The sequence below is a fragment of the Streptomyces bullii genome (genome assembly GCF_042657145.1).
In the GTDB taxonomy this organism is placed as follows: domain Bacteria; phylum Actinomycetota; class Actinomycetes; order Streptomycetales; family Streptomycetaceae; genus Streptomyces; species Streptomyces bullii.
Genome location: NZ_JBHSNY010000003.1, coordinates 451918 through 478477 on the forward strand (window position 1 = coordinate 451918; position 26560 = coordinate 478477).

The window sequence follows — 26560 nt, forward strand, 5'->3', positions numbered from 1 at the left end:
GCGCGCCAAGCGACGGCCCCGGACGGCGGGCGCGGCCGGGCGCGGGGGCTAGGATCCCGGCCATGGCCCTGACCATGAACGACGTGGAGCGGTTCGAGGCGTCCAGGCCACGCCTGGAGGCCATCGCCTACCGCCTCCTCGGTTCCGCGAGCGAGGCCGAGGACGCCGTGCAGGAGACGTTCCTGCGCTGGCAGGCCGCCGACGTCGACCGCATCGAGGTCCCCGAGGCCTGGCTGACCAAGGTGCTCACCAACCTCTGCCTCAACCAGCTCACCTCGGCCCGCGCGCGGCGCGAGACCTACGTGGGCCAGTGGCTGCCCGAGCCGCTGCTCGCCGGAGACCCGATGCTCGGCCCGGCCGACACCGCCGAACAGCGCGAGTCCGTCTCGTACGCCGTACTCGCCCTGCTGGAGCGCCTGTCCCCCAATGAGCGGGCGGTGTACGTGCTGCGGGAGGCCTTCGACTACCCGCACCGGGAGATCGCCCGGATCCTCGACCTCACCGAGGCCGCCTGCCAGCAGATCTTCCACCGCGCCAAGAAGCACCTGGCGGACGGCAAGGCCCGCACCGAGATCGACGAGGCCGCCGCCCGGCGGATCGTCGAGGAGTTCCTCGCGGCCGCCACGAGCGGCCGGACCGAGCCGCTCGTACGGCTGCTCACCCAGGACGCCGTCTCGATCGGCGACGGCGGCGGGAAGGTCCCGGCCCGCGCCAAGGCGTTCCAGGGCGCTGCCGCGGTCGCGAAGTTCATGCGGGGCCTGTTCACACCCGGCAAGGCCAAGCGCGCCCTGCTCGGCGGCTCGCCCGAGGTCTACGCCACGACCGCCAACGGCGGGCCCGCCGTCGTGGCCGTCCTCGACGGCCGCATCGTCGGCGTCATGTGCCTGGAGGTGACGGCCGAGGGCATCGCCGCCGTCCGCAGCCAGGTCAACCCCGACAAGCTCGAACGCGCGACCCGGCGATGGGCGGCCACCGGCCACGGCGAACCCCTGCTGCGCGCGGCCTTCTGACGCCCGTGTGAGGTGCTTCACATCCTGCTCCTGTCAGGAAACGGCGGGCCGCCCGGTTCAAGGGGCGAACCCGCCGACGACAGGAGCAGGGACATGCAGCACCGCATCATCGTCCTCGGAGCCGGATACACCGGAGCGACCGCCGCCGGACGCCTCGCCGGGCGGCTGTACCGCGACGACGTCACCATCACCCTCGTCAACGCCGAGCCCGACTTCGTCGAGCGCGTCCGGATGCACCAGCTCGCGGTCGGCCAGGACCTCCGGCCCCGGCCCCTGAGCGAGATGCTCGCGGGCACCGGCGTCGAGCTGAGGCATGCGAAGGTCACCGGCATCGACGTCGACCGCAGGACGGTCACCGTCACCGGCCCGAGCGGCGCCGGGGAGGCCGAGAAGCTGGAGTACGACACCCTCGTGTATGCCCTCGGCAGCGGCTGGAACGACCAGGGCGTCCCCGGCACCGCCGAGCACGCCCACGAGATCGCCAGTCGCCCCGGAGCGCTCCGGCTGCGCGAGCGCCTGGCCCGCCTGGACGCCGGACAGCCGGTGGTCGTGGTCGGCGGCGGCCTGACCGGCCTGGAGGCCGCGGCCGAGATCGCCGAGGCCCGCCCGGACCTCGACGTCGCCCTCGCCGCCCGCGGCGGCCTCGGCGACTGGCTCTCGCCCAAGGGCGGCCGGCACCTGCGGAAGGTCTTCGACAGGCTCGGCATCACCGTCCATGAGCACACCGAGGTCACCGCCGTCGAGGCCGACCACGTCACGACCGCCGACGGCACGTCCCTCCCGGCGGCGGTCACCCTGTGGACCACCGGTTTCGCCGTCCACCCGATCGCGCGGGCCACCACGCTGGAGGTCACCGACACCGGCCGGATCGTGGTCGACCGGACCATGCGCTCGGTCTCCCACCCGGACGTGTACGCCATCGGCGACGCGGCCCTGGCGATGGGCCCCGGCGACAAGCCGCTGCGGATGTCCTGCGCCTCGGGCGTCCCCACCGCCTGGCAGGCCGCGGACGCCATCGCGGCGCGCCTGACCGGCGGCAAGCTCCCGAACGCGCCGCTGCGCTACTTCAACCAGTGCGTCTCGCTGGGCCGCCGTGAAGGGCTGATCCAGTACGTCACCGCCGACGACCGCGCCGTCCGGGCGGCCCTGACCGGACGCCTCGCCGCCGTCTACAAGGAACTGATCTGCAAGGGCGCGGCCTGGGGCGTCGCCCACCCGCTGCTGCTGCCGACCCGCCGCCGCCGTGTGGTGCGGGAACCGGCCCTGGCCGGTCAGGCGGCCAGGACGGCGGCCTGACACACACGGGAGCGGGCGTGCCGTGCTACGGGACGCCCGCTCCGTGGGCCGGGTCAGGTGTGGGGTGGCGGGTCAGGTGTGGGGTGTGTCCTCCGCCGGCTGGGTGTCCGCGAACTCCCACCAGGCGAGCGGCAGCCAGTCACCGCCGACGAAGCCGTCGACGGATCCTCCGGTGCCCCGGATGGCCACCTGGGTCCCCGCCGGATAGCTGGTGCCGGACAGCCCTGACACCGGGACGAGCAGCACGCCGAGACGTCGTGACAAGGTTCTTGATCCTCTCCGAACCGTACGGAAACAGGACTTGGCAGTCCTTGGATGCAAATCGTCTCATCATGCACCAGTCTGGAATATGAGGAAAAGCACAAAAGGCCGGTCGAATTGCGGAGGTGCTCGACGATGAGGGCTGTCGTGTACAAGGGACCGTTCGAGGTAGCGGTCGAGCAAGTGGAGGATCCCCGGATCCAGCACCCGAACGACGTGATCGTACGTGTCACCTCGACCGCCATCTGCGGCTCCGACCTGCACATGTACGAGGGCCGCACCGCGGCCGAGCCGGGGATCGTCTTCGGTCACGAGAACCTGGGGATCATCGAGGAGGCCGGCGAGGGGGTCACCACACTCAGCCGTGGGGACCGGGTCGTCATGCCGTTCAACGTCGCGTGCGGCTTCTGCAAGAACTGCACGGCGGGCTTCACCGGCTTCTGCGTCACCGTGAACCCGGGCTTCGCCGGCGGCGCCTACGGCTATGTGGCGATGGGGCCCTATGTGGGCGGCCAGGCGGAGTACGTACGGGTGCCCTACGCGGACTTCAACTGTCTGAAGCTCCCCGAGGGCACCGAGAAGGAGACCGACTTCGTCCTGCTCGCCGACATCTTCCCCACCGGCTACCACGGCAACGAGCTGGCCGATGTGCGTCCCGGCGAGAGCGTCGCCGTCTACGGCGGTGGTCCGGTCGGGCTGATGGCCGCCTACTCGGCGATGCTGCGCGGGGCCAGCAAGGTGTTCGTGGTCGACCGGGTGGCCGAGCGGCTGCAGAAGGCCGAGGAGATCGGCGCCGTACCGATCGACTTCAGCGCGGGCAACCCGGTCGAGCAGATCCAGGAGCAGACCGCGGGTGAGGGGACGGACAAGGGCATCGACGCCGTCGGCTACCAGGCCCAGGCGCGTGGAGAGGACCGTGAGGAGCCGGCGACGGTGCTGAACTCGCTGGTGGATACGGTCCGGCCGACGGGTGCGCTCGGTGTGCCGGGTCTGTACGTCCCGCGCGACCCGGGCGGACCGGACGAGCAGGCCAAGCAGGGCATGCTCATGGTCGCCATCGGGCGCCTCTTCGAGAAGGGGCTGCGCATGGGCACGGGCCAGTGCAACGTCAAGCGCTACAACCGTCAGCTGCGTGACCTGATCATCGAGGGCCGTGCGCAGCCCAGCTTCGTCGTCTCGCACGAACTGCCCCTCGACCAGGCGCCGTCAGCGTACGAGAAGTTCGACAAGCGAGTGGAGGGCTACACCAAGGTCGTACTGCACCCGCAGGAGGCGTAAGGACACCTCGCGGGAAACGGCGAACCCCCAGGTCACGGGCCTGGGGGTTCGTGATGGGCGGTACGGGCTCCGCACAGGTCCTGGCGGCCGTGCCCGGCGTGGAGGTGGGGGCGGCCCTGGCGGCCGTGTCCGGCCTGGACGTCACGCCTCCCGCGCGATGTCGATCTCGGCGATCAGGGCCTCGATGCGGGTCCTGATCTCGTCGCGGATGGGGCGGACGGCCTCGACGCCCTTGCCGGCCGGGTCCTCCAGGGCCCAGTCCAGGTACCTCTTGCCGGGGAAGATCGGGCAGGCGTCGCCGCAGCCCATCGTGATGACGTAGTCGGACGCCTGGACGGCCTCGGTGGTCAGGATCTTCGGCCTGGCCCCGGAGATGTCGATGCCGACCTCCTTCATGGCCTCGACGGCGGCGGGGTTGACCTGGTCGCCGGGGAGGGAGCCGGCCGAGCGGACCTCGATCCGGTCGCCCGCGAGGTGCGTGAGGAATCCGGCGGCCATCTGGGAGCGCCCGGCGTTGTGGACGCACACGAACAGCACGGAGGCGAGCGGGCTGGAGGAGGACATCGGTTCTTCCTTCGTGAACAGGTCAGGCCCGACTGGTATCAGGTCCGAGTGATGTGACAATATCAGCCCATGATGACGTCAGTCGACACTGACCTGATCCGGGTGCTGGCCGACCCGCTCAGGCTGCGGATCGTGACCCTGCTGGCCAAAGAGACGCTGTGCACCACCCACCTGGTGGAGGAGACCGGCGCGAAGCAGACCAACCTCTCCAACCATCTGAGAGTGCTGCGCGAGGCCGGAGTCGTCGAGACGGAGCCGTGCGGCCGGTACACGTACTACAGGCTCCGCCCGGACGTCATCGCCTCTCTCGCCGGCCGGTTCGCCGACCTCGCCGAGTCCGCCCGGTCCGCCGCCGACAACAAGAGGGCCTGCCCGTGACCCGCACCGAAACCGCCGCGACCGCCGAGGAGTCCTCGGTCGTCGCGAAGCTGTCGACGCTCGACCGTTTCCTCGCCGTCTGGATCCTGCTCGCCATGGCCCTCGGCCTCGGCCTCGGCAGGGTCGTCCCCGGCCTCGACGACGCCCTGGCGAAGGTCGAGATCGGCGGCATCTCGCTCCCGATCGCGCTCGGCCTGCTGATCATGATGTACCCGGTGCTGGCCAAGGTCCGCTACGACCGGCTCGACGCGGTCACCGGCGACAAGAGGCTGATGATCTCCTCGCTGGTCATCAACTGGCTGATCGGCCCGGCCGTGATGTTCGCACTGGCCTGGATCTTCCTGCCGGACCTGCCCGAGTACCGCACCGGCCTGATCATCGTCGGCCTGGCCCGCTGCATCGCCATGGTCATCATCTGGAACGACCTCGCCTGCGGCGACCGCGAAGCCGCCGCCGTCCTGGTCGCCCTCAACTCCGTCTTCCAGGTCCTCGCCTTCGGCCTCCTCGGCTGGTTCTACCTCGACCTGCTGCCCGGCTGGCTGAACCTGGGCGAGGGCGAACACCTCGACATCTCCATGGGGAAGATCGCCCTGAACGTCGTCATCTTCCTCGGCATCCCGCTGCTCGCCGGCTTCCTCACCCGCCGCATCGGCGAGCAGAAGCTCGGCCGCGCCGACTACGAGTCCACCTTCCTCCCGAAGATCGGCCCGTGGGCGCTGTACGGCCTGCTCTTCACGATCGTCATCCTCTTCGCCCTCCAGGGGAAGACGATCACCTCCCAGCCCCTGGACGTGGCCCGCATCGCGCTGCCGCTGCTGGTGTACTTCGCCGTGATGTGGTTCGGCACCTTCGCCCTCGGCAAGGCCGTCGGCCTGGCCTACGACCGCACCGCCACCCTCGCCTTCACGGCGGCCGGCAACAACTTCGAACTGGCCATCGCGGTGGCGATCGCCACGTTCGGCGTCACCTCCGGCCAGGCCCTGTCCGGAGTCGTCGGCCCCCTGATCGAGGTCCCGGTCCTGGTCGCCCTCGTCTACGTCTCGCTCGCCTGGCGACGCAGCTTCCCCGCCGCCCGGCAGGCGACAAAGACCCCTCAGCCCACCTGACACCGGCACGGCACCTGCCCGGCGGCTCCCCTCGGCCGTGCGCATCGATGCCGACGGTGAACTCCTGTGAGTTGAGACCGAGTTCGCGTCGGGCGGGGCCGGGGCGGGAAAGCGCGGGGGCGCCACGAGAGTGACTCCTCTGTGTGGGGACCGACTCGGGCGTCCCGCGCGGCCGGGGCGGGGGTCCGGAGGCCGGGCAGACCGTGGTGTATCCGCGCGGACGTGGGGCGCGTGGTCCGCGTACGTGGCGAGCATCTCGACGGTGACTCCCGCATAGGGGAACCGAGTGGGGCATCCAGCGTTGCTGGGGCAGGGGTCTCGCGGCGGGCATCCGGCGCGGCCGGGGCGGGGGTGTCCGGAGGCCGGGCAGGTAGTTGCGGGTCCGCGCGGTACGGCGGCCGGCCGGCGTACGCGGTCAGCCGCGACGGTGAAGCTGCGTACGGAGAGACCGACTTTGGCGCCGGCGCGGCTGCTGCCGGAGGAGCGCGGCGAGCACCGCGACGAGTGAGTCCCGTGTGTCCAGGCCCACTCGGCACCCGGCCCGCTACGGGCGTGATCAGGTAGCCCGGCCCCTGGGTGCCGCCCGATGCTGCCTGCCGTCGTCTGGCCCCTGGGTGCCGCCCGATGCTGCCTGCGTCGCCCAGTCCTGGGGTGCCGCCCGGCCGTGCCTGCCGTCGCATCTGGGCGTTGCCCCACCCTGCCCGCCGTCGCACGGCACGGCGCCGCGGCCCGGCAGTCGCCCAGCGGCGCGTACCGACGGCCCCGTCATCCCCGCGAAGCGGCCCCCGGTATCGGCACTCGGGGTCGCTTCCCGCCATCCCGGCGCGACTGTCGGTCGAATCACGCGCGCCCCTCTAAACCAATGCGCAGCACTCCGATAACATGTTCGAACTCGCGACGAACACCCCCATCGCCCGTCGTTCCCCGGAAAGCCATGCCATCGAGCGCGAAAAGTAACTTACGCAGCCAAAATCTCACAAATCGGTCGAATAAGTGATATCTATAGCGTCGCGGGTATTTTCGCGAATACGGTGCGGAATTAAGTGCTCCGCGTGGCGTCAGCCACGGGTAATACTGTGGGCCACGGCGAGTGTGGCGGCCCTTGGATTCTTCATTGCGCTGGAAATCGCCGCGCGGCACTACGGCCTGCCGGGGCCCCTCACCTGTCAGGTCCAAGAGGTGATCTTCGCCCCCAGATCCGGCCCCCTGCTGTACGCCAGTATGGCGCTGACGATGGTGGTGCTCACCTGGCGGCAACGGGTCATCGCGGCCGCTGCCGCGATCGGCGTCGACCTCGTCTTCCTCCTGGTGCGGTGGGTCGCCGGCGCGATGCCGGCCGACGGCCACCCCTTCGGCAACGGCGCGCTCTGGGTGATTCTGGGCTGCGCGGTCATCGCGTTCACGCGCCGGACCGGCCAGGAGCGGATCCTGCTGCTGAAGGGCGTAGGGCTGGGCCTGCTGCTGGTGGCCGGCCGCAAGACCGGCGACACCTGGCTGCTGATCACCTCCAAGACCCGCACCGCCGTGCTCGACCAGTACGTGGCAACCGCCGATCAGGCCCTCGGCAACCCGTCGTGGCTGGTGGGCCGGCTCGTCAGGGCCACCGGTCCGGTCGGCACCCATCTCCTCGACTGGGTCTACATCCAGCTCGCCGTGGCCGCGGTCGTCGTCGCGCTGTACCAGCTGCGCAACGTGGCGGTCGAGCGCCGCTTCCCCCGCCACCACCTGGTGCGCACCTTCCTGGCCATCGGCCTCCTCGGCCCGGGCATCTACATGATCTACCCGGTGGTCGGCCCGGTCTTCGCCTACGGCACCGGCGCCTTCGGCACCGGCGGCGCGCACTGGGCGCTGGCCGACCTGTGGCCGGACACGCTGCCTCCGATCACGCCCCCGCACCCGTTCTCGTACGACGACATCACCCCACGCAACTGCATGCCCAGCCTGCACACGGCATGGGCCACCGCGATCTTCATCCACTCCCGGAAGGCCCCGCGGGTCCTGCGCTACGCGGGCACGTTCTGGCTGATCGCCACGCTCTGCGCGACGCTGGGATTCGGCTACCACTACGGCGCGGATCTCATCGCCGGCGTGGTCTTCGCGCTCACCGTCGAGGCAGCCCTGCGCTCCATCGACCGCGGCTGGGACCGCGCAGGAATCCAGTTGGTGGCTTACGGCGCGACCGTCTTCGCCGCCCTCCTGGTGTCCTATCGCTATCTGCCGCTGGAGATGGCCAGACACCCGTGGGTGTACGGCCCCCTCCTCGTCCTGGCGATGGCCTCGGTGATCCAGGGCTACGTACGGACCACCGCGCTCTGGGAACCGAAGGCGGCACCGGCGCCGCGCCCCGAACAGCAACCGGAACTGGTCTGACGTCACGCTCCAGGCGCCGGACGAGGAGCTCACCGTCACGGTGCGCACCTCATCCGCGGAGCTCCCCGCGCACTTTCGATCTCGCCCCGGAAATGCAAAGTGCTGCGCCCATAGCGCCTGGGGCGGTGGTCGGCACGGATGCCCGCTGATGGCTCTGTGGTGCCGAATTCAACCGGTTGGGAACTCGTCCGTCACTTCGCGGGAACGCGTGACTCATCGAGGCACACTATAAATCCCTCGATACCGTTCCGCATAGGTTGCGAGGCAGGTGCTGTGGTGGCGTCATGAAGAGAGGAGAAACAGGGACAGGGTAATTCAAGGAGGGTCCCATGCTTCTGGCCGTATTCAATCGGTTGCACTGTCACAAAATGGAAGACGCAACCGAGGACGAAGTCCAGCTGAGGGCCGGCGGCCAACGAGTCTGGCCTGCCGAGGGAGACTTCACCATCGTGGAGAACACGTCCGCGTGGATGCAGGTGCCGGTCATCTCGGCCGGTGACATACGCGTCGAGCTGTGGGAGGAAGACTGGCCCGACCCGGACGACTTCCTGGGAGACATCCTGATTCCCGCGAATCAGCAACCGGGCGCGCATACGGGTGAGTTCACACGGGACGAAGCGCACTACACGCTGCACTACACCACGGTCAATTTCTGATCGGGGCACAGGGACTGAAAGGCCCCGCCGCTGCGGGCGGCGGGGCCTGCTCTTGTCGCGGCCGTGCCCCGCACCGGGTCATGGCCCGCTCCGGTCCTCGCTTGTCATGACCTGGCTGGCCCACTGTTAGGATCCGGCCACCTGTCTACGGAAGTTCGGCCATCAACGACTCGTCGGCCTGCCGCCGCACCCTCCGTCCAACGAGCTTCCGTACTCCCTTGTCCCTGTGGAGGAACCGAGTGGGCAGACCTGCCCTGCTGCGTGGCGGCATAGCCGCCGCCACATCGCTCACGCTGGCCCTGGCCATCGGACCGCTGGCCTTCGACGCGCACGCGGAGACGGCCGCGCAGGCGGTCATCCCGGCCGACACCTACATCCTGCCGGGGACCGCCCTGTTCAGCGCGGGACCGTCCGGGTTCCTGCGCTACGAACCCGGACGCGGCCACCTGTGGACCACCTACACCGGCGCGGACACGGTGGTCGACTCCGCGGCCACCGAGGTCTGGGGCATGCCGGAGCTCGGCGCCGGATCGGACGTCGTCGCCCGTCACGACAGAGCCACGGGGACCGTGACGCTGCGGGACATGGCGGACGCGGGAGCGGTCACGACGATCGCGGTACCGGAGGGCCACACCTACCGGGGCACGCTCGGACGAACCGTGGTGACCACCGCCTCGACGGGCGGCTGGTCCTGGCACCTGCTCGACCGCCAGGACGACGGCACGGTGCGCGACCGCGTGGTGGCCGACGTCCCGGCCGGCATCAGCTCCCTGAACGAAGGCGACTCACCCGTGGCGGACGCCCACGGCATGATCGTCCAGTACCGGATCGACGGGGAGAACAAGAGCGGCTGGCTCGACGCCGACGAGGGCCGGCTGGTCGAGCTGCCGTACAACCCGATCGTCACCGCCACCGCCCGCACCGTCCTGACCGCCACCCACCTGCTGTCCTGGAACGGCACCGACACCGTCTCCGTCTACTCCCGCGACGACCTGACCACCGCCGTCCGTACCGTGCCGCTGAAGAACGACGTGGCGTCCCATCTGCTGGGCATGGTGGGCGACACGCTCCTCGTCTCCCGGTACGACTCCTCGCTCGGCGCGAGGGACGGCAGCCTGCCCGTGTGGCGGGTCGACGCGGTCGCCCCCGACGGCTCCACGACGGGCACCGTGCTGGACCGGTCCGAGAGCCTCGCCCTGGCCGTCCCGACGCCCGACGGCGGACTCCTGGTGCCCGGCAGCGGCCCCGACGTCGCCGACTGGGGGGTCAACCTGGTCCGGGCGGGCTCCGACGGCAAGCCCGTGGTTCAACGGGTCGCCGCCGCGGCACTCAAGCCCTGGCCCGAGCCCGTCAACGACATCACCCTCGAGGGCGGCCGGCTGACCGTGCTCAAACGGGACGTCGACGAAGGCCGAACGCTCCTCCACAGCCGACCGGTCGACGTCACCCCCGACGGCATCACCGTCGGCCCCCGTACCTCCCACGGCGCCACCACCGCCGACACGCCCGACCCGTGGATCGTGAACAGCGGCGACGGCCGTACGGTCGTCTGGAACCTGTGGGACTCGGGCGGCGACCGCGTACCCCGGGTCGTGCAGCCGACGGGCTCGCTGCCCGGCACGCCCGTCGACGCCACGCACCCCTACGTCCGCGTGTGGGACGCCAAGGGCCGCCACGCCGCGATGGCCACCGAGTACACCGAGGAGGCCGGGTCGCAGACGCGCGTCGTCGACCTCGACACGGGCGGCACGGTGCTGACCTCGGCGCAGCACGGCAACGCGCTGTGGGGCACCACCCTGTGGGTGCGCGAGAACACCAACAGCGTCGTGCCGGTCGACGTCCGCACGGGCAGGCGGGGCGAGGCGGTGTGGTTCGGCAGCGGCTGCATGCTGGAGAACCTGCAGGCCGTCGGGCGCTGGCTGCTGTGGTCGTGCGTGGGCTCGCGCGAGGCGCAGGGCGTCTACGACACCGTCGCGAAGACCTCACTGACCCTCACCCAGGGTGCCTGGGGGCCCGCGGAACTCGGGGACGGATTCGTCGTGACCGCCGTGGACGGCGGGTTGAAGGTGACCGACGTCCGTACCGGCACGCCCGTGTCGCACACGGTGCCCGCCCAGGTGTCCTGGCAGGCCTGGGACGTGGACCCGCACACCGGCCTGATCGCGTACGTCGACGGCAAGCACGACATCCACCTGGTGTCCAGCGGCATCCCCGTCTCGCCGCTCACCCAGCTCGACGCGTCCGTCGCCGGGTCGGCCGACGTCAAGGGCGGCGCCGCGCTCTGGAGCCCCAGGTGGTGGCCGTCGAAGCCGGCCGCCTCCTGGCAGCTCGTGATCAAGCACAAGGCGACCGGCACGACCGTCCGTTCCCTGTCCGGCGGCACGGCACGCGGCGTGCTCCGCGCGTCGTGGAACGGCAAGGACGCGGCCGGCAGGCTCGTCCCCAACGGCGCGTACACCTGGACGCTGAACGCCGCCCCGGCGGACGGCCGGGGCGCGGCCCTGACGAAGACCGGCACGGTCGGGATCACCGGCGCCGCCCCGGTCCGGCGGGACTTCGCCACGTCGGACGGCCACGGCGAACTGCTGACCCTGAACGGCTCCGGCGGCCTGACCTACCAGTACGGGACCGGCACCGGAACCTTCACCGCGAAGAAGACGGGCTCCGGCTGGCCGACGACCGTGAAGGCGGTGCCCTTCGGCGACCTGAGCGGCGACCGCTGCAACGACGTGCTCGTCCGGCTCAGCAGCGGGGCGCTGCGCGCCTACCGTCCCGCCTGCGGTGCGGCGCCGACCCCGTCCACCGCGTACACCTCGCTGGGGACGGGCTGGAACCAGTACGACGTGCTGACCTCACCGGGAGACATCAGCGGTGACGGCCGGGCCGACCTGATCGCCCGCCAGTCCTCCACCGGCGACGTCTACCTCCACAAGGCGACGAGCACGGGCACGCTCGCCGCCCGGGTGAAGATCGCCTCCGGGTGGACGGGCTACAAGAAGATCGTGGGCGCCGGCGACCTGAACGGCGACGGGCACGGCGATCTCCTCGCCCAGGACAAGTCGAACGAACTGTGGCGGTACGACGGCACCGCGACGGGCAGGTTCAAAAGCCGCGTGAAGGTCTTCGACGACTGGGGCTCGTCCTACAACACCGTCGTGGGCGTGGGCGACATCACCGGTGACGGCAGGGCCGACCTCGTCTCCCGTGACAGCTCCGGCAGTGTGTGGCGCAACAAAGGCAACGGCAAGGGCTCCTTCGGCGGCCGCACGAAGATCGCCGACGGCTGGCAGAGCTACAAGGGCGTCTTCTGAGCCACTGACCGCCACGCGCGACACGAAGGCCCAGGTCGGTGACCTGGGCCTTCGTCATGGAGCGGGCGACCGGGCCCAGCGTGCCCCGACCGCCGGAGGCCTGGGGGCCCGGATGCGCGGGCCCCGACCTGTCGCGGTCTGTCGCTGATCCGGGTCACCGTTCCGCGAAGCGGCGTGACGGGTGGCGGCCCGACCGTGGCCGCCCCGGTCTCTCTGCGGAGCGGAGCGGGGACACCCGCCGGGGCGGTCCATGCGTCCACGTGCTACGAGCGAAGAGAGACGTATCCCTTGATGCCGGCCTGTCTCGCCCTGGCGATGCGGTCCGCCGGGGCGTTCGCTCGCTGTTCCGACGTCAGTGGCCAGTCGTGAGGTTGCATGAACAGCAGTTCGCCGGTGGTTGGGACGAGGGCGGCGCCTCCGAAGAGGTCATCGCCGGCGAACCAGATGCCCGCATCGCCGCTCGTCGGTCACCCTTTGCCCGACACGTTGGTGCCCGTCATGGTGGGAGATCCCGAGCCGTCCCTGCCGAGCTTGATGATGAAGCAGTTGTTCCTTTCGATGCCCATCTGCTGGACCGGGCCGCGGAAGGCGATCGGGTAGGTACGGAAGAGGCGCGAGCATCTCCGGGTCCAGGAGAGGGCGCTCGACAGACGGATCGCCGAGATGAGAAGGCCGAGGAACCCTACGATGGCGATCGGGAGCAGATAGTCGGTGCGCGTCACGAAGATCTGCAACCACATGGGCCCGAACATTGCTGCACGTTTCGCGAAACGCTTCAGCGCCCTGGTGCGGTGACGCTTCACAGCACCCTGGAAATCAGTTCCGCCCGTCCCGCAGGGCGAGCGGGTCTCCTCTTGCACGGCGCTCCTTCCCGCCTCTCCGTGATCACCCGAAGTCGGACTGCATGGCTTCCGCCGCGGAACCGGGAGTCACAGGCCCAGTCCCCTGATCCGCTTCGGCCGTCGGGTCCGTGAACGTCAGCGTGCGGGCAGTGCCGAGCAGCACCGAGCGGTAGTCGTCGGCGAGTTCGACCGACGAGGTCACCAGCTGCACGGTGATGATCGACGACGTACGGGGCTCCGGTACGGCCACCGTTCCCTGCCAGACCGAACCCTCCAAGGGGCCCTCCTGACCTTCGGGCGGCACGCCGGGTGCCACCGTCCTACGCACCTGCTCGGTCAGGAACCCGATGCCCACGGGCAGTTCGATGGGCTGCATGCCGTTGCTCGCGTTCCCTCCCGCATGGCCTCCCACCATGCCGGCGAGGACACGCTTGGGGTTCACACCACCGGACGGGAAGGCTGAGATGGTGAGGACCGACAGCGAAGCCTTTCCGTTGCCATCGGGATGCATGCCGAGCGCGCACACCGCCACCGGCTGCTTCTGCAGGAGCAGTACGGTCATGGCGTAGAGACGGAATGTCTCGTCCGCCCGGTCGCGGGCCTCCTCGGGCAGTGCGCTGATCTGCCGGGCCAGTTCCGCGACCCCCTCCTCCGTCGGGTTCAGGTCCAGTTCCAGATACCCGCGGGGGAGCCCGTACCAGAACTGCGGCCTCGGACCGGTGTCCGTGTTCGCGACGCCGAGTCGGGTGTTCACAGCCGGATACTCCCCGCGAGCTCGGCGATGTCCGTACCGAAGGTCCCGAGCGTGCCCGCCGCGCCGGACAGGGCCACGCCCGCCTTGGTGGCCTCTGTGGAGTCGTGGCCGATGCCGTCGTCCGGCAGCAACCCGGCAGTCTCGGCCGAGGAGACCACGTTCGCAGTCGCGTTCACACCGTTGAGGGCCCAGTCGCGCACCTTGCTGGGGCTGGTGGCGACATCCACGGCCCTGTCCCAGTTGACGGCCTTCACTTCGGAGGCGAAGGAAGTGACCTTGGAACCCAGCGACATGGCTTCACCGCCCTCCCGGGCAACCGCTGCCGCCAGTCCCACCTCGCTTCCCGCCCGGGCCAGGATGCCGACTCCCGGTACGACCCCCAGGGTGTCGCCCACGACCGAACCCCATGCGGTCAGACCCGCTTTCCACCCGTGCTCACCCATGAGCGAATCCCTGAAGTCCTCGCTCGCGAGGTTCTTGCTCAACGCCGCAGCGCTGGCCACGATCGCTATGGCCGCGAAGGCAGGAGCAAGGGGAGTGGGGAAGAGCGCGAGGAGGCCGGCGATGGCCCCGATGGTTCCGGCGTGGTCCAGCAGGAACTGTCCCACCTGCTTGAGGGCATCCCCGATGCCCTCAAGGGTCTTGCTGAACCACCCCGGCTCCTTGGGCGCCAGTTTGTCGTCCGCCACTGGCCCGAGGAACTGGAGCACGGTGCCTGGTACGCCGGTGAGGTCTGGCAGCCAGGAGGCGCCAGGACGCGCGGATTCGGTGTCCTCGCCGTCCCGGGTGGCGGCGAACTCATGGAAGTGTCACGAGAGACGGCGGTGCGGCGGTAAGCGGCGAAGCGTGAGGCAGGTCTCTCACGCGCTGGGCAGGAGCTGAACGCCCCGCAGGCGGCCCACATGGGCGACACGGCCCAGCCCGATGCGTTCACCTCCGGTGCCCTCGGTGCCCTCGGTGCCCTCGGTGCCCTCGGTGCGTGGAGCGAGCGGCGGGAGGCGGTCGGCGACTGGGCGAGCCCACTCCATGCTGACGGCAGCCTCGGCTCCGCCGCACTGAGGCGGCTCGGGGCGGATCAGCCACCGGCAGGCGACTCCGCTACGGCACCTCTGGCAGCGCAGGCCACGCTGTTCGTGTGGCCGAAGGAGACGCCCTGCTCGGCCGGCCGTAGACCTGCTTGGCCTTCGAGTCGATGTCGACGAACACGACCTCGTCCCCTGTGGGACCAGGTCGGGATGTGCGGCGAGATCGCAGGGGAACGCACCTGCTGCCGACTCCAGTCGCGTAGGTGCGCCCAGGGGGGAACGCGCAGGAACGTGCCCGGCGTCGACGGGGCACGTGCCCCGCCGCATCACCGGGCCGGCCCACCATGACGCAGCATGTTCAGGTCATCGGTGCCGTCCGCCCCGGCCGCCATCGCGACCACGATGCTCATGACCTTCGCCTCGGCGGCCGCCCCGGCGCCGTTCTTCGCGCCGGTCGACCTCGCCTTCGCGGCCACCAGAGCGACCGGCCCGCACCGCTCGGCCGGCCGGATCGCGGGGACCAGCCCGGCATGTGCGATCAGGCGGTGTCGTCGAACGCACGCGCACTGCCCGGCCGGTGCGGGTCTGGAGCGCGGCTGAAGTCTCGCTCGGGAAGGCATCCAGGGACATCGCCCGTGAGGGCGGGTATTTGTCACGCTCGGGCCGAGAGACCTCGATGTCTCGAACCTCGTGACGGGGAGTCCCGCATGCCCAACGCCGCTTCTTCCACCGAATGCTCCGCCGTGCCTTCCGTCGAAGCCGCCACCGGAATCCTCCTCCGGCAGTTGGTGCTGGCGGCCGGACCGCTCAATGTGCTTCAGATCGGCTGTCCGTACGAGTCGTTCACCGCCGGGCTCGCCGCGGCGATGAGCGAGAACGGGCACGGCCGTGTCATCTGCTGCGAACCGGACACGGTACGCGCCGAGGCCGCCGCGGCGGCGGTCGAGAAGGCCGGACTCGGACAGTACGCGCAGGTGCGGGTGGGCGGTCCCGAGCGGTTGCAGGCGACCGTCCCCGGACCTGTCGATCTGCTGCTGCTCGCCGGCCCGCCGGAGTCCTTCCTCCCGCTGCTGAAGCTGGTGGAGCCCCGGATGCTGCCAGGCGCGATGGTGGTGGCTCACGGTGTGCGGGACCTGCAGACGCTGTGCGCGGGGTTTCTCGCCCACGTCCGGTCTTCCGGCAGCGGCTATGTGTCGCTGCCCCTTCCCATCGACGGCGGTGTGGAGATGGCCGTACGCGCTGCTTGACGACTTCGCGCATCGACACCTAGGAGTGCCGTGTCCCTTCGTCCGTTCGACCCGGAGTTCCTCCCCGAGGGGCATCCCGACAAGATCGCCGTCCCGTCCCGCGGCACCGCTTCGGGCGCTGTGTGGCGGGGGCTGGTGCGCTACCTCCTGCTGCCGTCGTACCGGGCCCTGGTGGCTCTCGGGGCCACGCAGGTGGCGGTGCCCTGGCATCCGGAGTTCGGGCCCCAGTGGTGGCCTCCGCAGGAGGAGCCGTCCAGCTACAGGGCGTTTCGAGCGGGTCTTGAGAGGGGGCCGGAAGCCTGGCCGGGACATCCCACTGCCCCAGTTCCCCCAGAGAATCGAGGAGATCTGTGATGAGCGACGCACGGCTGGTCGGCACCTGGACCACGCAGTTGGACGACGACGGGAAGGCGGTTCCCGGGCTGGTCTGCTTCTCGGCGGACGGCACGGTCGTCTCCACCCAGCTCAACACGAAGAACATCGGCCTGGGCACCTGGCGTGCCACGGGCCCGGACACCTTCGAGTACGGCTTCCACATCCTGGCCGCCGATCCCGAGGGCAAGCACGTGGGGGAGGCGCATGTCCGGGTGTCGGGCGAGTTCGTCTCGGACACCGAGTGGCAGGGCACCGGCGGCGCCGAGTTCTTCGACCCGCAGGGCACCAAGCTGCGCGGGCACGCCGGCTCCAAGGTGACCGCCGGCAAGTTCGGCATCGACGACTGATGCGGGCGGCGGCGCTGCGGGACCGGCTCGACGGGGACCTGGTCTCCCCGGACGAGGCGGGCTTCGCTCTGGCCAGACAGCTCCAGAACACCGAGTACGACACGATCGAGCCGTACGCCGTCGCGTACTGCGCCTCCGAGCGGGATGTCGCGCTGTGCGTGCGCCATGCCCGGGAGCAGGGGGTGCGGCTGCACGTCCGGGGCGGCGGCCACAGCTTCAACGGCTGGTCGACCGGTGAGGGGCTGGTCGTCGACCTGTCCCGGATGAACCACGCCGTCGCCGAGGGGTCCGTGGTGCGGCTCGGGGCGGGCGTCCAGTCACTGGACGCGCTGGACGCCCTGCGGACCCAGGGGCGGCAGATCGTCACCGGGACGTTTCCCACGGTCGCCGCGGGCGGATTCCTGACCGGAGGCGGGATCGGCTGGCAGACACGGAGGTTCGGGCTGGGCAGCGACCGGGTCACCGCGGCGCGCGTGGTGCTCGCGGACGGCAGGAGTGTTCGCTGCTCGCCCACCGAGGAACCCGACCTGCACTGGGCGCTGCGCGGTGGCGGTGGAGGCACCTTCGGGGTGGTAACGGAGTTCGCGGTGCGCTCGATCGAGGCGCCCACGCTGACCGGCTTCGAGACGCTGTGGGCGTACGACGACGCCCTGGAGGTGCTGACGGCCTGGCAGGAGTGGGCCGTCGACGGCCCCGACGAGCTCGGCACCTCGCTGGTGGTGCTGCCGGGCATGTTCGGGCCCGGCGGGCGTCCCGTGGTCCGTGTCTGGGGCGTGCACCTGGGTACGGACGAGGCGCTGCGCGACGGGCTGGACGAGCTGGCCGAACGGGCCGGGTGCAAGCCGCTGAGCAGGACCGTCGGTGCGCGGGGCGGGTACGCCGAGGTGATGCACGAGGCGCTGTGCGGCTCGAAGTCGGTGGCCCAGTGCCGTCGTACCGGAACCGGGCCCGAGGCCGAGGGGCACCGGCATCCGTACACCCGGCAGAGCTATCGCCTGACCGGTCGGGCCGCGACCCGGGCGGAGTCGGAGGCGCTGCTGGACGCCTGGGATCCCGCGCTGGACGCGGTGGGTCAGGAACGCTATCTGCTGTGCATCGCGCTGGGCGGTGCGGCGAGCCGGGTGCCGAGCACCGCGACCGCCTACGCGCACCGGGACGCCCGGTTCCTGATCGGCTATCAGTTCGCCTGCCGTGAGGTGGCACAGGATCCGGCGGCACCGGCGCGGCTGACCGCGCTGGCCGACCGTGCGGCGGCGGCCCTCACGCCGCTCTCCTGCGGCTCGTACATCAACTTCCCCAGCTCGCGGGTGGGCGGGGACTGGGAGACGGAGTACTTCGGCGCGAACCGTCTCCGGCTGCGCGCGGTGAAGCGGGCTTATGACCCGGAGGACTTCTTCCGGCACGCGCAGAGCATCGGCCACCGTGCCCCGACGACCGAGGTGGAGTCATGAGGACGGATCTGCGGAACAAGGTCGTGCTGGTCACCGGTGCCTCCTCTGGCATCGGCCGGGCGACCGCCGTGGCGTACGGGGAGGAGGGGGCCAGGGTCGCGATCACGTACCACAGCAATGAGGACGGGGCCCGGGAGACGGCCCGGCTGGTGACCGAGGCGGGCGGCACGCCACTGGTGGTGCGCTACGACCTCGCCGACGAGCGGTGCATACGGGAGGCCGTGGGGCGGGTCGCCGAGGAGTGGGGCGGCATCGACGTGCTGGTGGCCAACGCGGTGGTCTGGAGCGAGGCGATCCCGCGGCCCGGGCAGCCGGTGCCGCGCTTCGAGGACGTACCGGCGAAGCAGTGGCAGGAGGTGCTGCGCAATTCCGTCGACGCCGTGTTCCACACGCTTCAGGCGGTGCTGCCGTCGATGCGTGGACGCCCGTGGGGGCGGATCGTGCTGCTCGGCGCGGGTCTCGCGGACACCGGCAAGGCCGGGGCGGGGGCCTACGGCGCGGGCAAGTCCGCGCTCTTCGGGCTGATGCGCAGCCTGGCCTGGGAGCTGGGTCCCGACGGGATCCTGGTCAACATGGTGGTGCCGGGTCAGACCAGCACCGAGACCGTGCGGGCGCACGTGCCCCCGGGTTTCCTGGAGGAGAAGGGCAGGACGTTGCCGTCGGGCCGGATGTCCGCGCCCGAGGACGTGGCCCGGGCGGTCGTCTTCCTCGGGTCGGCTGCCAACGGCAACACCAACGGCGAGACGCTCCGGGTCACCGGGGGGGCCTGAACTCACCGGTGCACCGCCGGTACCGGGCCCCGCCGCTCTCCAGGGAACCTCGATGTGTCCGCGAGAGCGGCGGGGCTCAATGACCTGTGTCGGGAACCGACCCAGGAGGCGCACACCATGACGCAGACCGCCAGCCCCGAGCTGACCGGGGCTCCGGCCTACCCGATGACCCGGGCCTGCCCCTACCAGTTGCGTCGGTTACGAGCACTGCGCGAGCGCGGCCCGCTGACGAAGGTCACGCTGGACGACGGACGCCAGGTGTGGCTGGTGAGCGGCAACGAGGTGGGCCGGGCTCTGTTCCCCGATCCCCGGTTGTCCTCCGACGTCCTTCATCCCGGCTTCCCGGTCCTGGCACCGCGTATCGCCGCTCAGACGCAGCAGCGGGCCGCACCCCCGCTGGTCGGCGTGGACGATCCCGAGCACGGCCGTCAGCGGCGCATGGTGATCCCGGGCTTCGGCATCCGGCGGGTCGCCGCGCTGCGCCGGAGATCGAGCGCATCGCCGAAGGGCTCATCGACGAGATGCTCGACCGGGGCAGCCCCGCCGAGCTGTTGTCCCGGTACGCTCTCCCGCTGCCCTCCGCGGTGATCTGCGCCCTGCTCGGTGTGCCGTTCGAGGACCGCGCATACTTCGACGAGCGCTCCCGGCACGTGCTGTCCTCATCGGGGGAGGACGAGGCGGAACAGGCTCGGAAGGCCTTCACCGAGATTCTCGTTTATCTGTTCGAACTGATCGCGAAGAAGGAGAAGGAGCCGGGCGACGGGCTGATCGACGAGCTGATCGCCCATCAGCTCGCGGAGGGATCGGTCGACCGTCAGGAGCTGGCGATGATCTGCTCGTTGCTGCTTGTCTCCGGTCACGAGACCACCTCCAACATGATCGCGCTGGGGACCGTGACGCTCCTCGAACACCCCCAGCAGCTCGCGCCGTTGCGGGCGGACGAAACCCTGATGCCCGGCGCGGTCGAGGAGCTGATGCGTTTCACCTCCATCGGGGACGTGCTGACGAGGGTGGCGGCCGCGGACATCGACATCGCGGGGCACACCATCAGGGCCGGCGACGGAGTGGCCATGTCGACGATGCTGATGAACCGGGACCCGGGGGCATGGGAGGACCCGGATTCCTTCGACGTCCGGCGCTCCGCCGGGCGCCATGTCGCCTTCGGTTACGGGATCCACCAGTGCATCGGCCAGAACGTGGCGCGGGCGGAGATGGAGATCGCGTTCCGCACCCTCTTCCGGCGCGTCCCGAATCTGCGGGTGCCGGTCCGCGCGGACGAACTGCCGCTGAACGCCCCGTACGTACTGCAGGGCGTCGCCGAACTCCCCGTCGAGTGGTGAGGGAGCCGCCTCGAAGACCCCTCGGTGGAGGAGGCGGCCAGGGCCCCGGTCACAGCACCAGGGCGCGTGGCGAAAGTCCGGCCTGCCCCGTGAATCCCGCTCCCCCGGGAGCGGACCCCCGGCCGCGTGGCCCGGGGGTCCCACGTACGCGCCGTACGAGGGCGAGCCTCCGCTGCGATCGCACCCACCGGACGCCGCGAGGCCGGCCGGGCGCCGCTGGCCTGGGTAAGGCTCCGCGCGCAGGCCACAGCCCTCGTGTGCCGACGTCGAGTTGTCCTCGACGGCGCTTCGAGAACGGGGGAACACAGTGGGGCCATGGAAATTCGTAGCCTCGACGGCGATGAGCCGGCGACCATCGCCGCGCTGCTTCCCGGTTTCCGGGAGACCATGAGTCTGGAGCTGCCCGGTGATCCGCCGGTGACGGAGGCGCTGCTGGCGCGGCTGTTCCAGCGGCGGCACGGGACGGAGCGGATCGTGCTCGCCGCGTTCGACGGCGGCACGCCGGCCGGTGTGCTGAAGCTCGGGCTCGACCTGGGGGATCCGGGCGGTCCCGGCCACGGTTCGCTGTGGGTGTTTCCCGGCTTCCGGCGGCGCGGTGCCGGGCGGGCGCTGGCGGAAGCCGGGCTGGCGGCGCTCAGGGAGCGGGGACGGGACCTGCTGCTGGCCGACGCTCCCCGGGGAGTTGCCGGTGAGCGGTTCGCGGCGGAACTCGGTGCGGAGCTGATCGGCGAGAGCGTGCGCAACCGGCTGCGCCTGGCCGGCCCCGCGCGTGCGGTGCTGGAGGCCGCGGTGGCCCGGCCGGTGCCCGGGTACCGGCTGGTGACGTGGCAGGGGGCCTGCCCTGACGACCTGGTGGAGTCCTACGCGCGGGCCTGGAGCGCGCTGGAGGAGCGGGTCAACGGCCAGGCCCGGGTCCGGCGTCCCGCCGCCGACGACGTACGGGCACGGGAGGCCGAGGCGGAGCGGGCCGGGCACGTGCCCCACGTGGTCGCGGCGCTGCCCGCGCACGGCAGCGCGATCGCCGCGTACGCCACCTTGTTCACGCGGAACAGTCCGATGGCGGACATCGGCGAGACGCTGGTCCTGCCGGAGCACCGGCGGCGCGGTCTCGCCACCTGGCTGAAGGCCGAGCTGCTGCTCGGGGCGGCCCGGGAGAACAGCCGTCTCGCGCTGGTCCAGGTCTTCAACGACACCGCCAACACCGCCGTGGCCGCGCTCAACCAGAAGCTCGGCTTCGAGGCTGACTCCCACTGGTCGACGTACGCGCTCAAGGCCTGAGCGCTCATCTCACCGTGACCCTCCCCCTGATCAAGAGCCGAGCCGAGAGGAACCCATGACCACCGTGCTACCCGCTGGGCGGCGTACCGGCAACGCCGAGCTGGTCCGCGAGCTGTACGAGACGCTCTACCACGAGCGCCGCTTCGAGGAGGCGGGCCGTTTCCTCCACGCCGACTGCGTCGAGCACGACCCGGTGGACTGGAGGTCGTCGGACCGTGAGTTGCCGGAGCTGCGTGCGGACATCGACCATCTGGTGGCCGACAACGACCGGGTGATGCTCTTGGCGACCTGGACCGGACGCACCCGCTCGGGAGCCGCGTTCCGCTTGCACACAGCCGAGTTGTACCGCCTGCGGGACGGCAGGGTCGCCGAGCACTGGAATGTGGTGGACCGGGACGTGCTCGCCGCGCACGGCGTGGACGGCGGGCCGGAACGCGGCGGTCAGCCGGCCGCGCCCGGCCTGCACGGCCCGCACAGCGAGACCGAGCGGGCCAACGCGGAGCTGGTGCTGGGCGCGTACCGCGACGTCTTCAGCGAGCACCGGCTGGATCTGGCCGAGCGCTACTACCACCAGGACTACCGGCACCACAACATGCGTACGGACGCGGTGCCGGACGGGCTCGACGCGTTCAGGGCGTTCTTCGCCGACAACATCGCCGCCTTTCCCGACCTGGTCACCACCGTGGACCACATCGTCGCCGCCGACGACCGGGTGATGGTCTTCGTGACCTGGACCGGCACGCTCACCGGCGCGTGGAGCGGGGGCGGCCCCTCCGGGCTGCCTCTGGAGATGCGCACCTGCGACCAGTTCCGGATCGAGCGCGGAAAGGTCGCCGAGCACTGGGAGGTCGTGGACTACCTGGCGCTGGGCAAGGCCGGACTGCCGACGCCGTGAGCAGGCCCGATGTCCGTTCCGAGGACCGAGAGAGGGACGTTGTGACGACTTCCGCTTCCGACAGCGCACCCGTACTGATAGTCGGCGGCAGCCTCGTCGGGCTGTCCACCGCTGTGTTCCTCGCCCGGCACGGCGTCCGCTGCACCCTCGTGGAGCGCCATCCGGGCACCTCCATCCATCCGAGGGCCGTCGGCTACTACCCCCGGACCGGTGAGCTGCTGCGCCAGGCCGGCGTCGAGGACGCCGCCGTTCGGGAGGCCGCGGGGTTCGCCACGCACCGCACCCGTGCCGGGGTGACCTCGCTGGCGGGTGAGGTGCTCTTCAGCAAGGAGGAGCTGGAGGGCGACGACGAGCTGGGCGACCTCACCCCGTCCCGGCTGCTCCTGCTGCCCCAGGACCGGCTGGAACCGCTGCTGCGGGACCGTGCCGAGGAGCTCGGCGCCGACCTCAGGTTCGGAACGGAGCTGTTGTCCTTCGCGGAGGATCCGGACGGGGTCACCGCCGTCCTCGGTGACGGCGCCGGCGGCACCCGGACCTTCCGCAGCTCCTATCTGGTGGCCTGTGACGGGCCGCGCAGTACCGTGCGGGAGGCTCTGAAGGTGCCCCGGCAGGGGCGCGGGGTGCTGTCCCGTCATGTGAGCATCGCGTTCGGCGCGGATCTGCGCCCGGTGCTGGGGGATCGCCGCTACAGCGTGGTCCATGTGAAGAACCCCCAGGTCACGGGCATCCTCGTGCATGACGACACGCTGACCGGGGGCACGCTGATCGTCGGGTACCGGCCCGAGGACGGCGAGAGCCTTAAGGACTTCACGGACGCCCGCTGTGCGGAGCTGGTGGGGGCCGCCGTAGGAGCGCCCGGGGTCGAGGTGACGATCCGTTCCCGCTTCCCCTGGGACATGGCGGAGCAGGTGGCCGAGGGGTTCGTGCACGGGCGGGTGCTGCTGGCCGGGGACGCGGCGCATGTGGTGCCGCCGACCGGGGGCTACGGAGCCAACACCGGTATCGCCGACGCCCACAACCTCGCCTGGAAGCTCGCCCTGGTGGTCGGAGGCGTTGCGGGGGCCGGCCTCGTGGAGACGTACGACGCGGAGCGGCGGCCTGTGGCGGTCTACACGGCCGAGCAGGGCTCCCTCCAGCTCGCCCTGCGTTCGGGCACCGCCACGGAGGAGCAGCGGGCCGCCGTCGCGGACGCGGTGACGGTGACGTCGGGCCAGGCGTACCGCTCCGCAGCGGTCGTCCAGGAGCCCGGCGGCGCGGACCTTCCGGTCTGCTCCGATCCGCGGGAGCTGCGCGGAGCGCCGGGAACCCGGGCGCCGTACGCGGTGCTGTCGCGGGACGGCGAACCTGTCTCCACGCTCGACCTCTTCGGGGAGGACTTCGTGCTGCTGACCGGGGAGCACGGCCGCGAGTGGATGTCGGCCGCCGTCTCCGCCTCCGCCGAGCTGGGCCTGAGACTCAGGGCACGCCGGGTGGTGCCGGGCACGGGTGGCGGGGCGGGCACACTCGCAGACCCGGACGGCACCTGGCCCGAGCGCTACGGCGGTCTGCGCCCCGAAGGCGCGGTGCTGGTACGGCCGGACGGTGTCGTCGCGTGGCGGTCCAGGGGCGCGGATCCCGGGGGCGAGGAGACCGCGGTGCTGTCGGCAGTACTGCGGAGGATTCTCGTGCGGGAGTCCCCTACGGGGACGAGGTAGCGGGTCGGGGTCCGTGGCGGTCGTCGCCGCGGGCCTTTCCCGTGGGCTCGGCGCAGGGCCGGGCTGCGGCCCCGGTGCCGGTCCGGCGGTGCGCCGGACGGTCAGGCGGAGCCCGGGTCGTGCTGCACCTCGCCCACGGAGTCGACGTACTTGATGAGCAGGCGGGCGAACTCCAGGCGCTCCTCCTCCGGCCAGTCCTTGGTGATGCGCTCGAAGGCCGCGCGCTGGTGGCGGCGGAAGCGGGCGAGGGTCTCGTGCCCCTCCGGGGTGAGCTGGAGGATCGTACGGCGCCCGTCGCGCTGAGAGGCCGCGCGGATCAGATAGCCGGCCGTGATGCAGTCGGAGACCATTCGGCTCGCCACGGAGGGGTCGACGGCCAGGCGCTCGCCCACGACCCCGACGGTGATCTCCTGGCCCTCCTGGTCGGGCCCGTCCTGGACGATGTTGAGGACCAGCGTCCTGGTGAAGTCCTTGCGGGACACCTGCTTCTCCACGTTCAGCGCCTGCGCGCGCCGCAGCCGGGAGAAGGCGGGGCCGACAGCGTCGAGCAGATCCGCTGCCCGCGGCGGGGGCTGAGTCGAAGTGTCCATGTCCGCATTCTAAGCGAGTTGATAACCGCGGACGAGCATCTGTATGCTCTCAATCCACTGCATGACATTAAGCATATACCTGATGCCTAACATCTATCGAGGCCCACACCCAGGGGGGACCCATGTCCACCGAGACGTCCGACCGTGACTACGAGATCACCTACGACACCGACGTCGAGTTCGACGTGCTCATCGTCGGCGGCGGCCCCGTCGGCATGCTGCTCGCCGCGGAGCTCCGCATCTCCCGCGTCCGTGCCGTCGTGCTCGAACGGCTGCCCGAGCGCACCCCGCACTCCAAGGCCTTCGGGCTGCACGCCCGCTCCCTGGAGTCCCTCGACCGGCGCGGTCTGCTCAAACGGTTCCGCGAGGGCGCCCGCTCCTGGAACAACGGGCACTTCGCCGGCCTCGACGAGTGGGTCGACTTCTCCACCCTCGACAGTGCGCACGGCTACGCCCTGCTCTCCGAGCAGACCAGGACCGAACGCCTGCTGGAGGAGCGCGCCGCCGAGTTCGGCGCCGAGATCCGGCGCGGTCACGAGGTCACCGCGATACGCCAGGACGCCGACGGCGTCGAGGCCGAGGTGACCGGCCCCGACGGCTCGTACACCCTGCGCGCCCGGTACGCCGTGGGCTGCGACGGCGGGCGCAGCCTGGTCCGCCGGGAGGCCGGCATCGCCTTCCCCGGCACCGGCGGCAGGGTCACCGCCCGGCTCGGCGACGTCATCCTCGCCGACCGTGAGAACGCCCCCATGGGTATGGAGCGCACCGAACGCGGCCTGCTGTTCTGCGTGCCGCTCGACGACACCTACCACCGGGTGTCCACGTTCGACTTCGCGGCCGAGCGGGAGCCGGGCGCGGAACTCACCCTGGACGAGCTGACCGCGAGCCTGCGCGAGATCTGGGGCAGCGACCTCGGCGCGCACTCCCCGCGCTGGCTCTCCGTCTTCACCGACTCCGCGTGCCAGGCCGACCGCTACCGCGAGGGCCGGCTGCTGATCGCGGGCGACGCCGCCCACACCCACTTCCCCGTCGGCGGCCAGGGCGTCAACCTCGGCCTCCAGGACGCCTTCAACCTCGGCTGGAAGCTCGCCGCGGAGGTGCACGGCTGGGCTCCCGAGGGCCTGCTCGACAGCTACGACCGCGAGCGCCAGGCGCCGGCCCGCAAGGTGCTGGCCAACACCCGTGCGCAGATCGCGCTGATGAACCCGGACCCGTATGTCACCCCGCTGCGCGAGCTGTTCACCGACCTCATGCGCAAGGAGCAGGTGAACCGGTACCTCGCCGAGATGCTCAGCGGCGTCACCGTCCGCTATCCGATCGACGGGCCCGAGCACCGGCTGCTCGGTGACTTCGCCCGCGATCTGGAGCTGAAGACCGAGGACGGTGTCAGGCCCCTCCCCAAGTACCTGAAGCGCGGCACCGGTCTGCTGCTCGACCTGACCGGCGACGGGCAGATCGGTCAGGTCCACGAGAAGTGGGCGGCGGGCGTCTCCTGGGCCGGCCGGCTCCAGCACGTCAAGGCGGAGTGCGCCGAGGAGCCGCAGCTTGCCGGTCTGCTGGTCCGCCCCGACGGTTATGTCGCCTGGGCCGCGGACCGCGACATGCCTCAGGCGGACCTGCGGGAGTCCCTGACCACGGCCGTCACCACCTGGTTCGGCACCGTCTGACGGCGAGCTGTCGCCCTTGTGCGGATCCGCCCCACCTTCCCCCCATCCCCCCACA

General features: G+C 71.0%; 24 protein-coding genes and 1 pseudogene. 18 read left to right on the top strand and 7 right to left on the bottom strand.

Translation table 11 applies throughout. From position 1 onward, the window contains the following. Positions 1–62: 62 nt before the first annotated feature. Both ACFPZJ_RS10010 and ACFPZJ_RS10015 read left to right on the top strand, forming a co-directional pair. Entirely contained in the window at positions 63–1010 is a 948-nt protein-coding gene (locus ACFPZJ_RS10010; protein ID WP_381019677.1) for an RNA polymerase sigma-70 factor, read from the top strand. A gap of 93 nt (positions 1011–1103) precedes the next feature. Next, a complete protein-coding gene (locus ACFPZJ_RS10015; RefSeq protein WP_381019679.1) occupies positions 1104–2306 on the top strand; it encodes an NAD(P)/FAD-dependent oxidoreductase in 1203 nt (400 codons plus the stop codon). Positions 2307–2378: 72 nt separating this feature from the next. Here ACFPZJ_RS10015 and ACFPZJ_RS10020 read toward each other — a convergent pair whose 3' ends face one another. Further along, positions 2379–2570, bottom strand: coding sequence for a hypothetical protein (locus tag ACFPZJ_RS10020; protein ID WP_381019681.1), 192 nt, complete (start codon positions 2568–2570; stop codon positions 2379–2381). 132 nt (positions 2571–2702) lie between these two features. Between ACFPZJ_RS10020 and ACFPZJ_RS10025 the strand changes: the two genes are divergently transcribed. Continuing rightward, the gene (locus tag ACFPZJ_RS10025) at positions 2703–3845 is read left to right on the top strand and encodes a glutathione-independent formaldehyde dehydrogenase (RefSeq protein ID WP_381019683.1); all 1143 of its coding nucleotides are present in this window, start codon (positions 2703–2705) and stop codon (positions 3843–3845) included. 141 nt (positions 3846–3986) lie between these two features. Here ACFPZJ_RS10025 and ACFPZJ_RS10030 read toward each other — a convergent pair whose 3' ends face one another. Continuing rightward, complete coding sequence (locus ACFPZJ_RS10030; protein WP_381019685.1) at positions 3987–4409, bottom strand: arsenate reductase ArsC; 423 nt, start codon at positions 4407–4409, stop codon at positions 3987–3989. 69 nt (positions 4410–4478) lie between these two features. Here ACFPZJ_RS10030 and ACFPZJ_RS10035 point away from each other — a divergent pair, with 69 nt between their 5' ends. From ACFPZJ_RS10035 to ACFPZJ_RS10055, 5 genes are all read left to right on the top strand, one after another. Next, entirely contained in the window at positions 4479–4787 is a 309-nt protein-coding gene (locus ACFPZJ_RS10035; protein WP_381019686.1) for an ArsR/SmtB family transcription factor, read from the top strand. Continuing rightward, complete coding sequence (gene arsB, locus ACFPZJ_RS10040; protein WP_381019688.1) at positions 4784–5893, top strand: ACR3 family arsenite efflux transporter; 1110 nt, start codon at positions 4784–4786, stop codon at positions 5891–5893. The genes ACFPZJ_RS10035 and arsB overlap by 4 nt, the downstream gene beginning before the upstream one ends. A gap of 1038 nt (positions 5894–6931) precedes the next feature. Continuing rightward, a complete protein-coding gene (locus ACFPZJ_RS10045) occupies positions 6932–8263 on the top strand; it encodes a phosphatase PAP2 family protein (protein ID WP_381020168.1) in 1332 nt (443 codons plus the stop codon). A 329-nt stretch (positions 8264–8592) separates the two neighbouring features. Beyond that, positions 8593–8919: a C2 domain-containing protein gene (locus ACFPZJ_RS10050; protein ID WP_381019689.1), complete on the top strand. Its 327-nt coding sequence runs from the start codon at positions 8593–8595 to the stop codon at positions 8917–8919. Between the two features lie 239 nt (positions 8920–9158). Continuing rightward, positions 9159–12230 carry an FG-GAP-like repeat-containing protein gene (locus ACFPZJ_RS10055; protein WP_381019691.1) on the top strand — a complete coding sequence of 1024 codons (3072 nt, stop codon included), beginning with the start codon at positions 9159–9161 and terminating at the stop codon, positions 12228–12230. A gap of 467 nt (positions 12231–12697) precedes the next feature. Here the strand turns inward: ACFPZJ_RS10055 and ACFPZJ_RS10060 are convergent, their stop codons facing one another. The 4 genes from ACFPZJ_RS10060 to ACFPZJ_RS10075 form a co-directional block, all read right to left on the bottom strand. After that, positions 12698–13090 (bottom strand): hypothetical protein, encoded by a 393-nt coding sequence (locus ACFPZJ_RS10060; RefSeq protein WP_381019692.1) that lies wholly within the window; start codon positions 13088–13090, stop codon positions 12698–12700. A 25-nt stretch (positions 13091–13115) separates the two neighbouring features. Further along, complete coding sequence (locus ACFPZJ_RS10065) at positions 13116–13826, bottom strand: hypothetical protein (RefSeq protein WP_381019693.1); 711 nt, start codon at positions 13824–13826, stop codon at positions 13116–13118. After that, positions 13823–14515, bottom strand: coding sequence for a hypothetical protein (locus ACFPZJ_RS10070; protein ID WP_381019695.1), 693 nt, complete (start codon positions 14513–14515; stop codon positions 13823–13825). Before ACFPZJ_RS10070 ends, ACFPZJ_RS10065 begins: the two co-directional genes overlap by 4 nt. Before the next feature lie 171 nt (positions 14516–14686). Next, on the bottom strand, positions 14687–14854 hold the full coding sequence (locus ACFPZJ_RS10075) for a hypothetical protein (RefSeq protein WP_381019697.1): 168 nt from the start codon (positions 14852–14854) through the stop codon (positions 14687–14689). Positions 14855–15205: 351 nt separating this feature from the next. On the opposite strand from ACFPZJ_RS10075, the gene ACFPZJ_RS10080 reads away from it, so the two are divergent. The 9 genes and pseudogenes from ACFPZJ_RS10080 (at position 15206) to ACFPZJ_RS10120 (ending at position 24248) form a co-directional block, all read left to right on the top strand. Next, the gene (locus ACFPZJ_RS10080; protein WP_381019698.1) at positions 15206–15451 is read left to right on the top strand and encodes a hypothetical protein; all 246 of its coding nucleotides are present in this window, start codon (positions 15206–15208) and stop codon (positions 15449–15451) included. 107 nt (positions 15452–15558) lie between these two features. Further along, entirely contained in the window at positions 15559–16098 is a 540-nt protein-coding gene (locus ACFPZJ_RS10085; protein WP_381019700.1) for an O-methyltransferase, read from the top strand. 353 nt (positions 16099–16451) lie between these two features. Beyond that, positions 16452–16820, top strand: a complete 369-nt coding sequence (locus tag ACFPZJ_RS10090) for a hypothetical protein (RefSeq protein ID WP_381019702.1) — start codon at positions 16452–16454, stop codon at positions 16818–16820. Beyond that, positions 16820–18271 carry an FAD-binding oxidoreductase gene (locus tag ACFPZJ_RS10095; protein ID WP_381019704.1) on the top strand — a complete coding sequence of 484 codons (1452 nt, stop codon included), beginning with the start codon at positions 16820–16822 and terminating at the stop codon, positions 18269–18271. Before ACFPZJ_RS10090 ends, ACFPZJ_RS10095 begins: the two co-directional genes overlap by 1 nt. Continuing rightward, complete coding sequence (locus ACFPZJ_RS10100) at positions 18268–19041, top strand: SDR family NAD(P)-dependent oxidoreductase (RefSeq protein WP_381019705.1); 774 nt, start codon at positions 18268–18270, stop codon at positions 19039–19041. Before ACFPZJ_RS10095 ends, ACFPZJ_RS10100 begins: the two co-directional genes overlap by 4 nt. A gap of 117 nt (positions 19042–19158) precedes the next feature. Further along, positions 19159–20381, top strand: a pseudogene (locus ACFPZJ_RS10105) (cytochrome P450). 315 nt (positions 20382–20696) lie between these two features. Next, positions 20697–21659 carry a GNAT family N-acetyltransferase gene (locus tag ACFPZJ_RS10110; protein WP_381019707.1) on the top strand — a complete coding sequence of 321 codons (963 nt, stop codon included), beginning with the start codon at positions 20697–20699 and terminating at the stop codon, positions 21657–21659. Positions 21660–21714: 55 nt separating this feature from the next. After that, on the top strand, positions 21715–22554 hold the full coding sequence (locus ACFPZJ_RS10115) for an ester cyclase family protein (RefSeq protein WP_381019708.1): 840 nt from the start codon (positions 21715–21717) through the stop codon (positions 22552–22554). A 41-nt stretch (positions 22555–22595) separates the two neighbouring features. Then, entirely contained in the window at positions 22596–24248 is a 1653-nt protein-coding gene (locus tag ACFPZJ_RS10120) for an FAD-dependent oxidoreductase (RefSeq protein ID WP_381019710.1), read from the top strand. Positions 24249–24349: 101 nt separating this feature from the next. On the opposite strand, the gene ACFPZJ_RS10125 is transcribed toward ACFPZJ_RS10120, so the two are convergent. After that, positions 24350–24838 (bottom strand): MarR family winged helix-turn-helix transcriptional regulator, encoded by a 489-nt coding sequence (locus ACFPZJ_RS10125; RefSeq protein ID WP_381019711.1) that lies wholly within the window; start codon positions 24836–24838, stop codon positions 24350–24352. 122 nt (positions 24839–24960) lie between these two features. Between ACFPZJ_RS10125 and ACFPZJ_RS10130 the strand changes: the two genes are divergently transcribed. Further along, entirely contained in the window at positions 24961–26505 is a 1545-nt protein-coding gene (locus tag ACFPZJ_RS10130; protein ID WP_381019712.1) for an FAD-dependent monooxygenase, read from the top strand. Positions 26506–26560: the final 55 nt, after the last annotated feature.

Bases quoted from the DNA above. Each gene is read 5' to 3' on its own strand.
- ACFPZJ_RS10010 (WP_381019677.1), top strand. From the start codon at position 63: ATGGCCCTGACCATGAACGACGTGGAGCGGTTCGAGGCGTCCAGGCCA.
- ACFPZJ_RS10015 (WP_381019679.1), top strand. From the start codon at position 1,104: ATGCAGCACCGCATCATCGTCCTCGGAGCCGGATACACCGGAGCGACC.
- ACFPZJ_RS10025 (WP_381019683.1), top strand. From the start codon at position 2,703: ATGAGGGCTGTCGTGTACAAGGGACCGTTCGAGGTAGCGGTCGAGCAA.
- ACFPZJ_RS10030 (WP_381019685.1), bottom strand. From the start codon at position 4,409: ATGTCCTCCTCCAGCCCGCTCGCCTCCGTGCTGTTCGTGTGCGTCCAC.
- ACFPZJ_RS10035 (WP_381019686.1), top strand. From the start codon at position 4,479: ATGATGACGTCAGTCGACACTGACCTGATCCGGGTGCTGGCCGACCCG.
- ACFPZJ_RS10050 (WP_381019689.1), top strand. From the start codon at position 8,593: ATGCTTCTGGCCGTATTCAATCGGTTGCACTGTCACAAAATGGAAGAC.
- ACFPZJ_RS10075 (WP_381019697.1), bottom strand. From the start codon at position 14,854: ATGGAGTGGGCTCGCCCAGTCGCCGACCGCCTCCCGCCGCTCGCTCCA.
- ACFPZJ_RS10080 (WP_381019698.1), top strand. From the start codon at position 15,206: ATGTTCAGGTCATCGGTGCCGTCCGCCCCGGCCGCCATCGCGACCACG.
- ACFPZJ_RS10085 (WP_381019700.1), top strand. From the start codon at position 15,559: ATGCCCAACGCCGCTTCTTCCACCGAATGCTCCGCCGTGCCTTCCGTC.
- ACFPZJ_RS10090 (WP_381019702.1), top strand. From the start codon at position 16,452: ATGAGCGACGCACGGCTGGTCGGCACCTGGACCACGCAGTTGGACGAC.
- ACFPZJ_RS10095 (WP_381019704.1), top strand. From the start codon at position 16,820: ATGCGGGCGGCGGCGCTGCGGGACCGGCTCGACGGGGACCTGGTCTCC.
- ACFPZJ_RS10100 (WP_381019705.1), top strand. From the start codon at position 18,268: ATGAGGACGGATCTGCGGAACAAGGTCGTGCTGGTCACCGGTGCCTCC.
- ACFPZJ_RS10110 (WP_381019707.1), top strand. From the start codon at position 20,697: ATGGAAATTCGTAGCCTCGACGGCGATGAGCCGGCGACCATCGCCGCG.
- ACFPZJ_RS10115 (WP_381019708.1), top strand. From the start codon at position 21,715: ATGACCACCGTGCTACCCGCTGGGCGGCGTACCGGCAACGCCGAGCTG.
- ACFPZJ_RS10125 (WP_381019711.1), bottom strand. From the start codon at position 24,838: ATGGACACTTCGACTCAGCCCCCGCCGCGGGCAGCGGATCTGCTCGAC.
- ACFPZJ_RS10130 (WP_381019712.1), top strand. From the start codon at position 24,961: ATGTCCACCGAGACGTCCGACCGTGACTACGAGATCACCTACGACACC.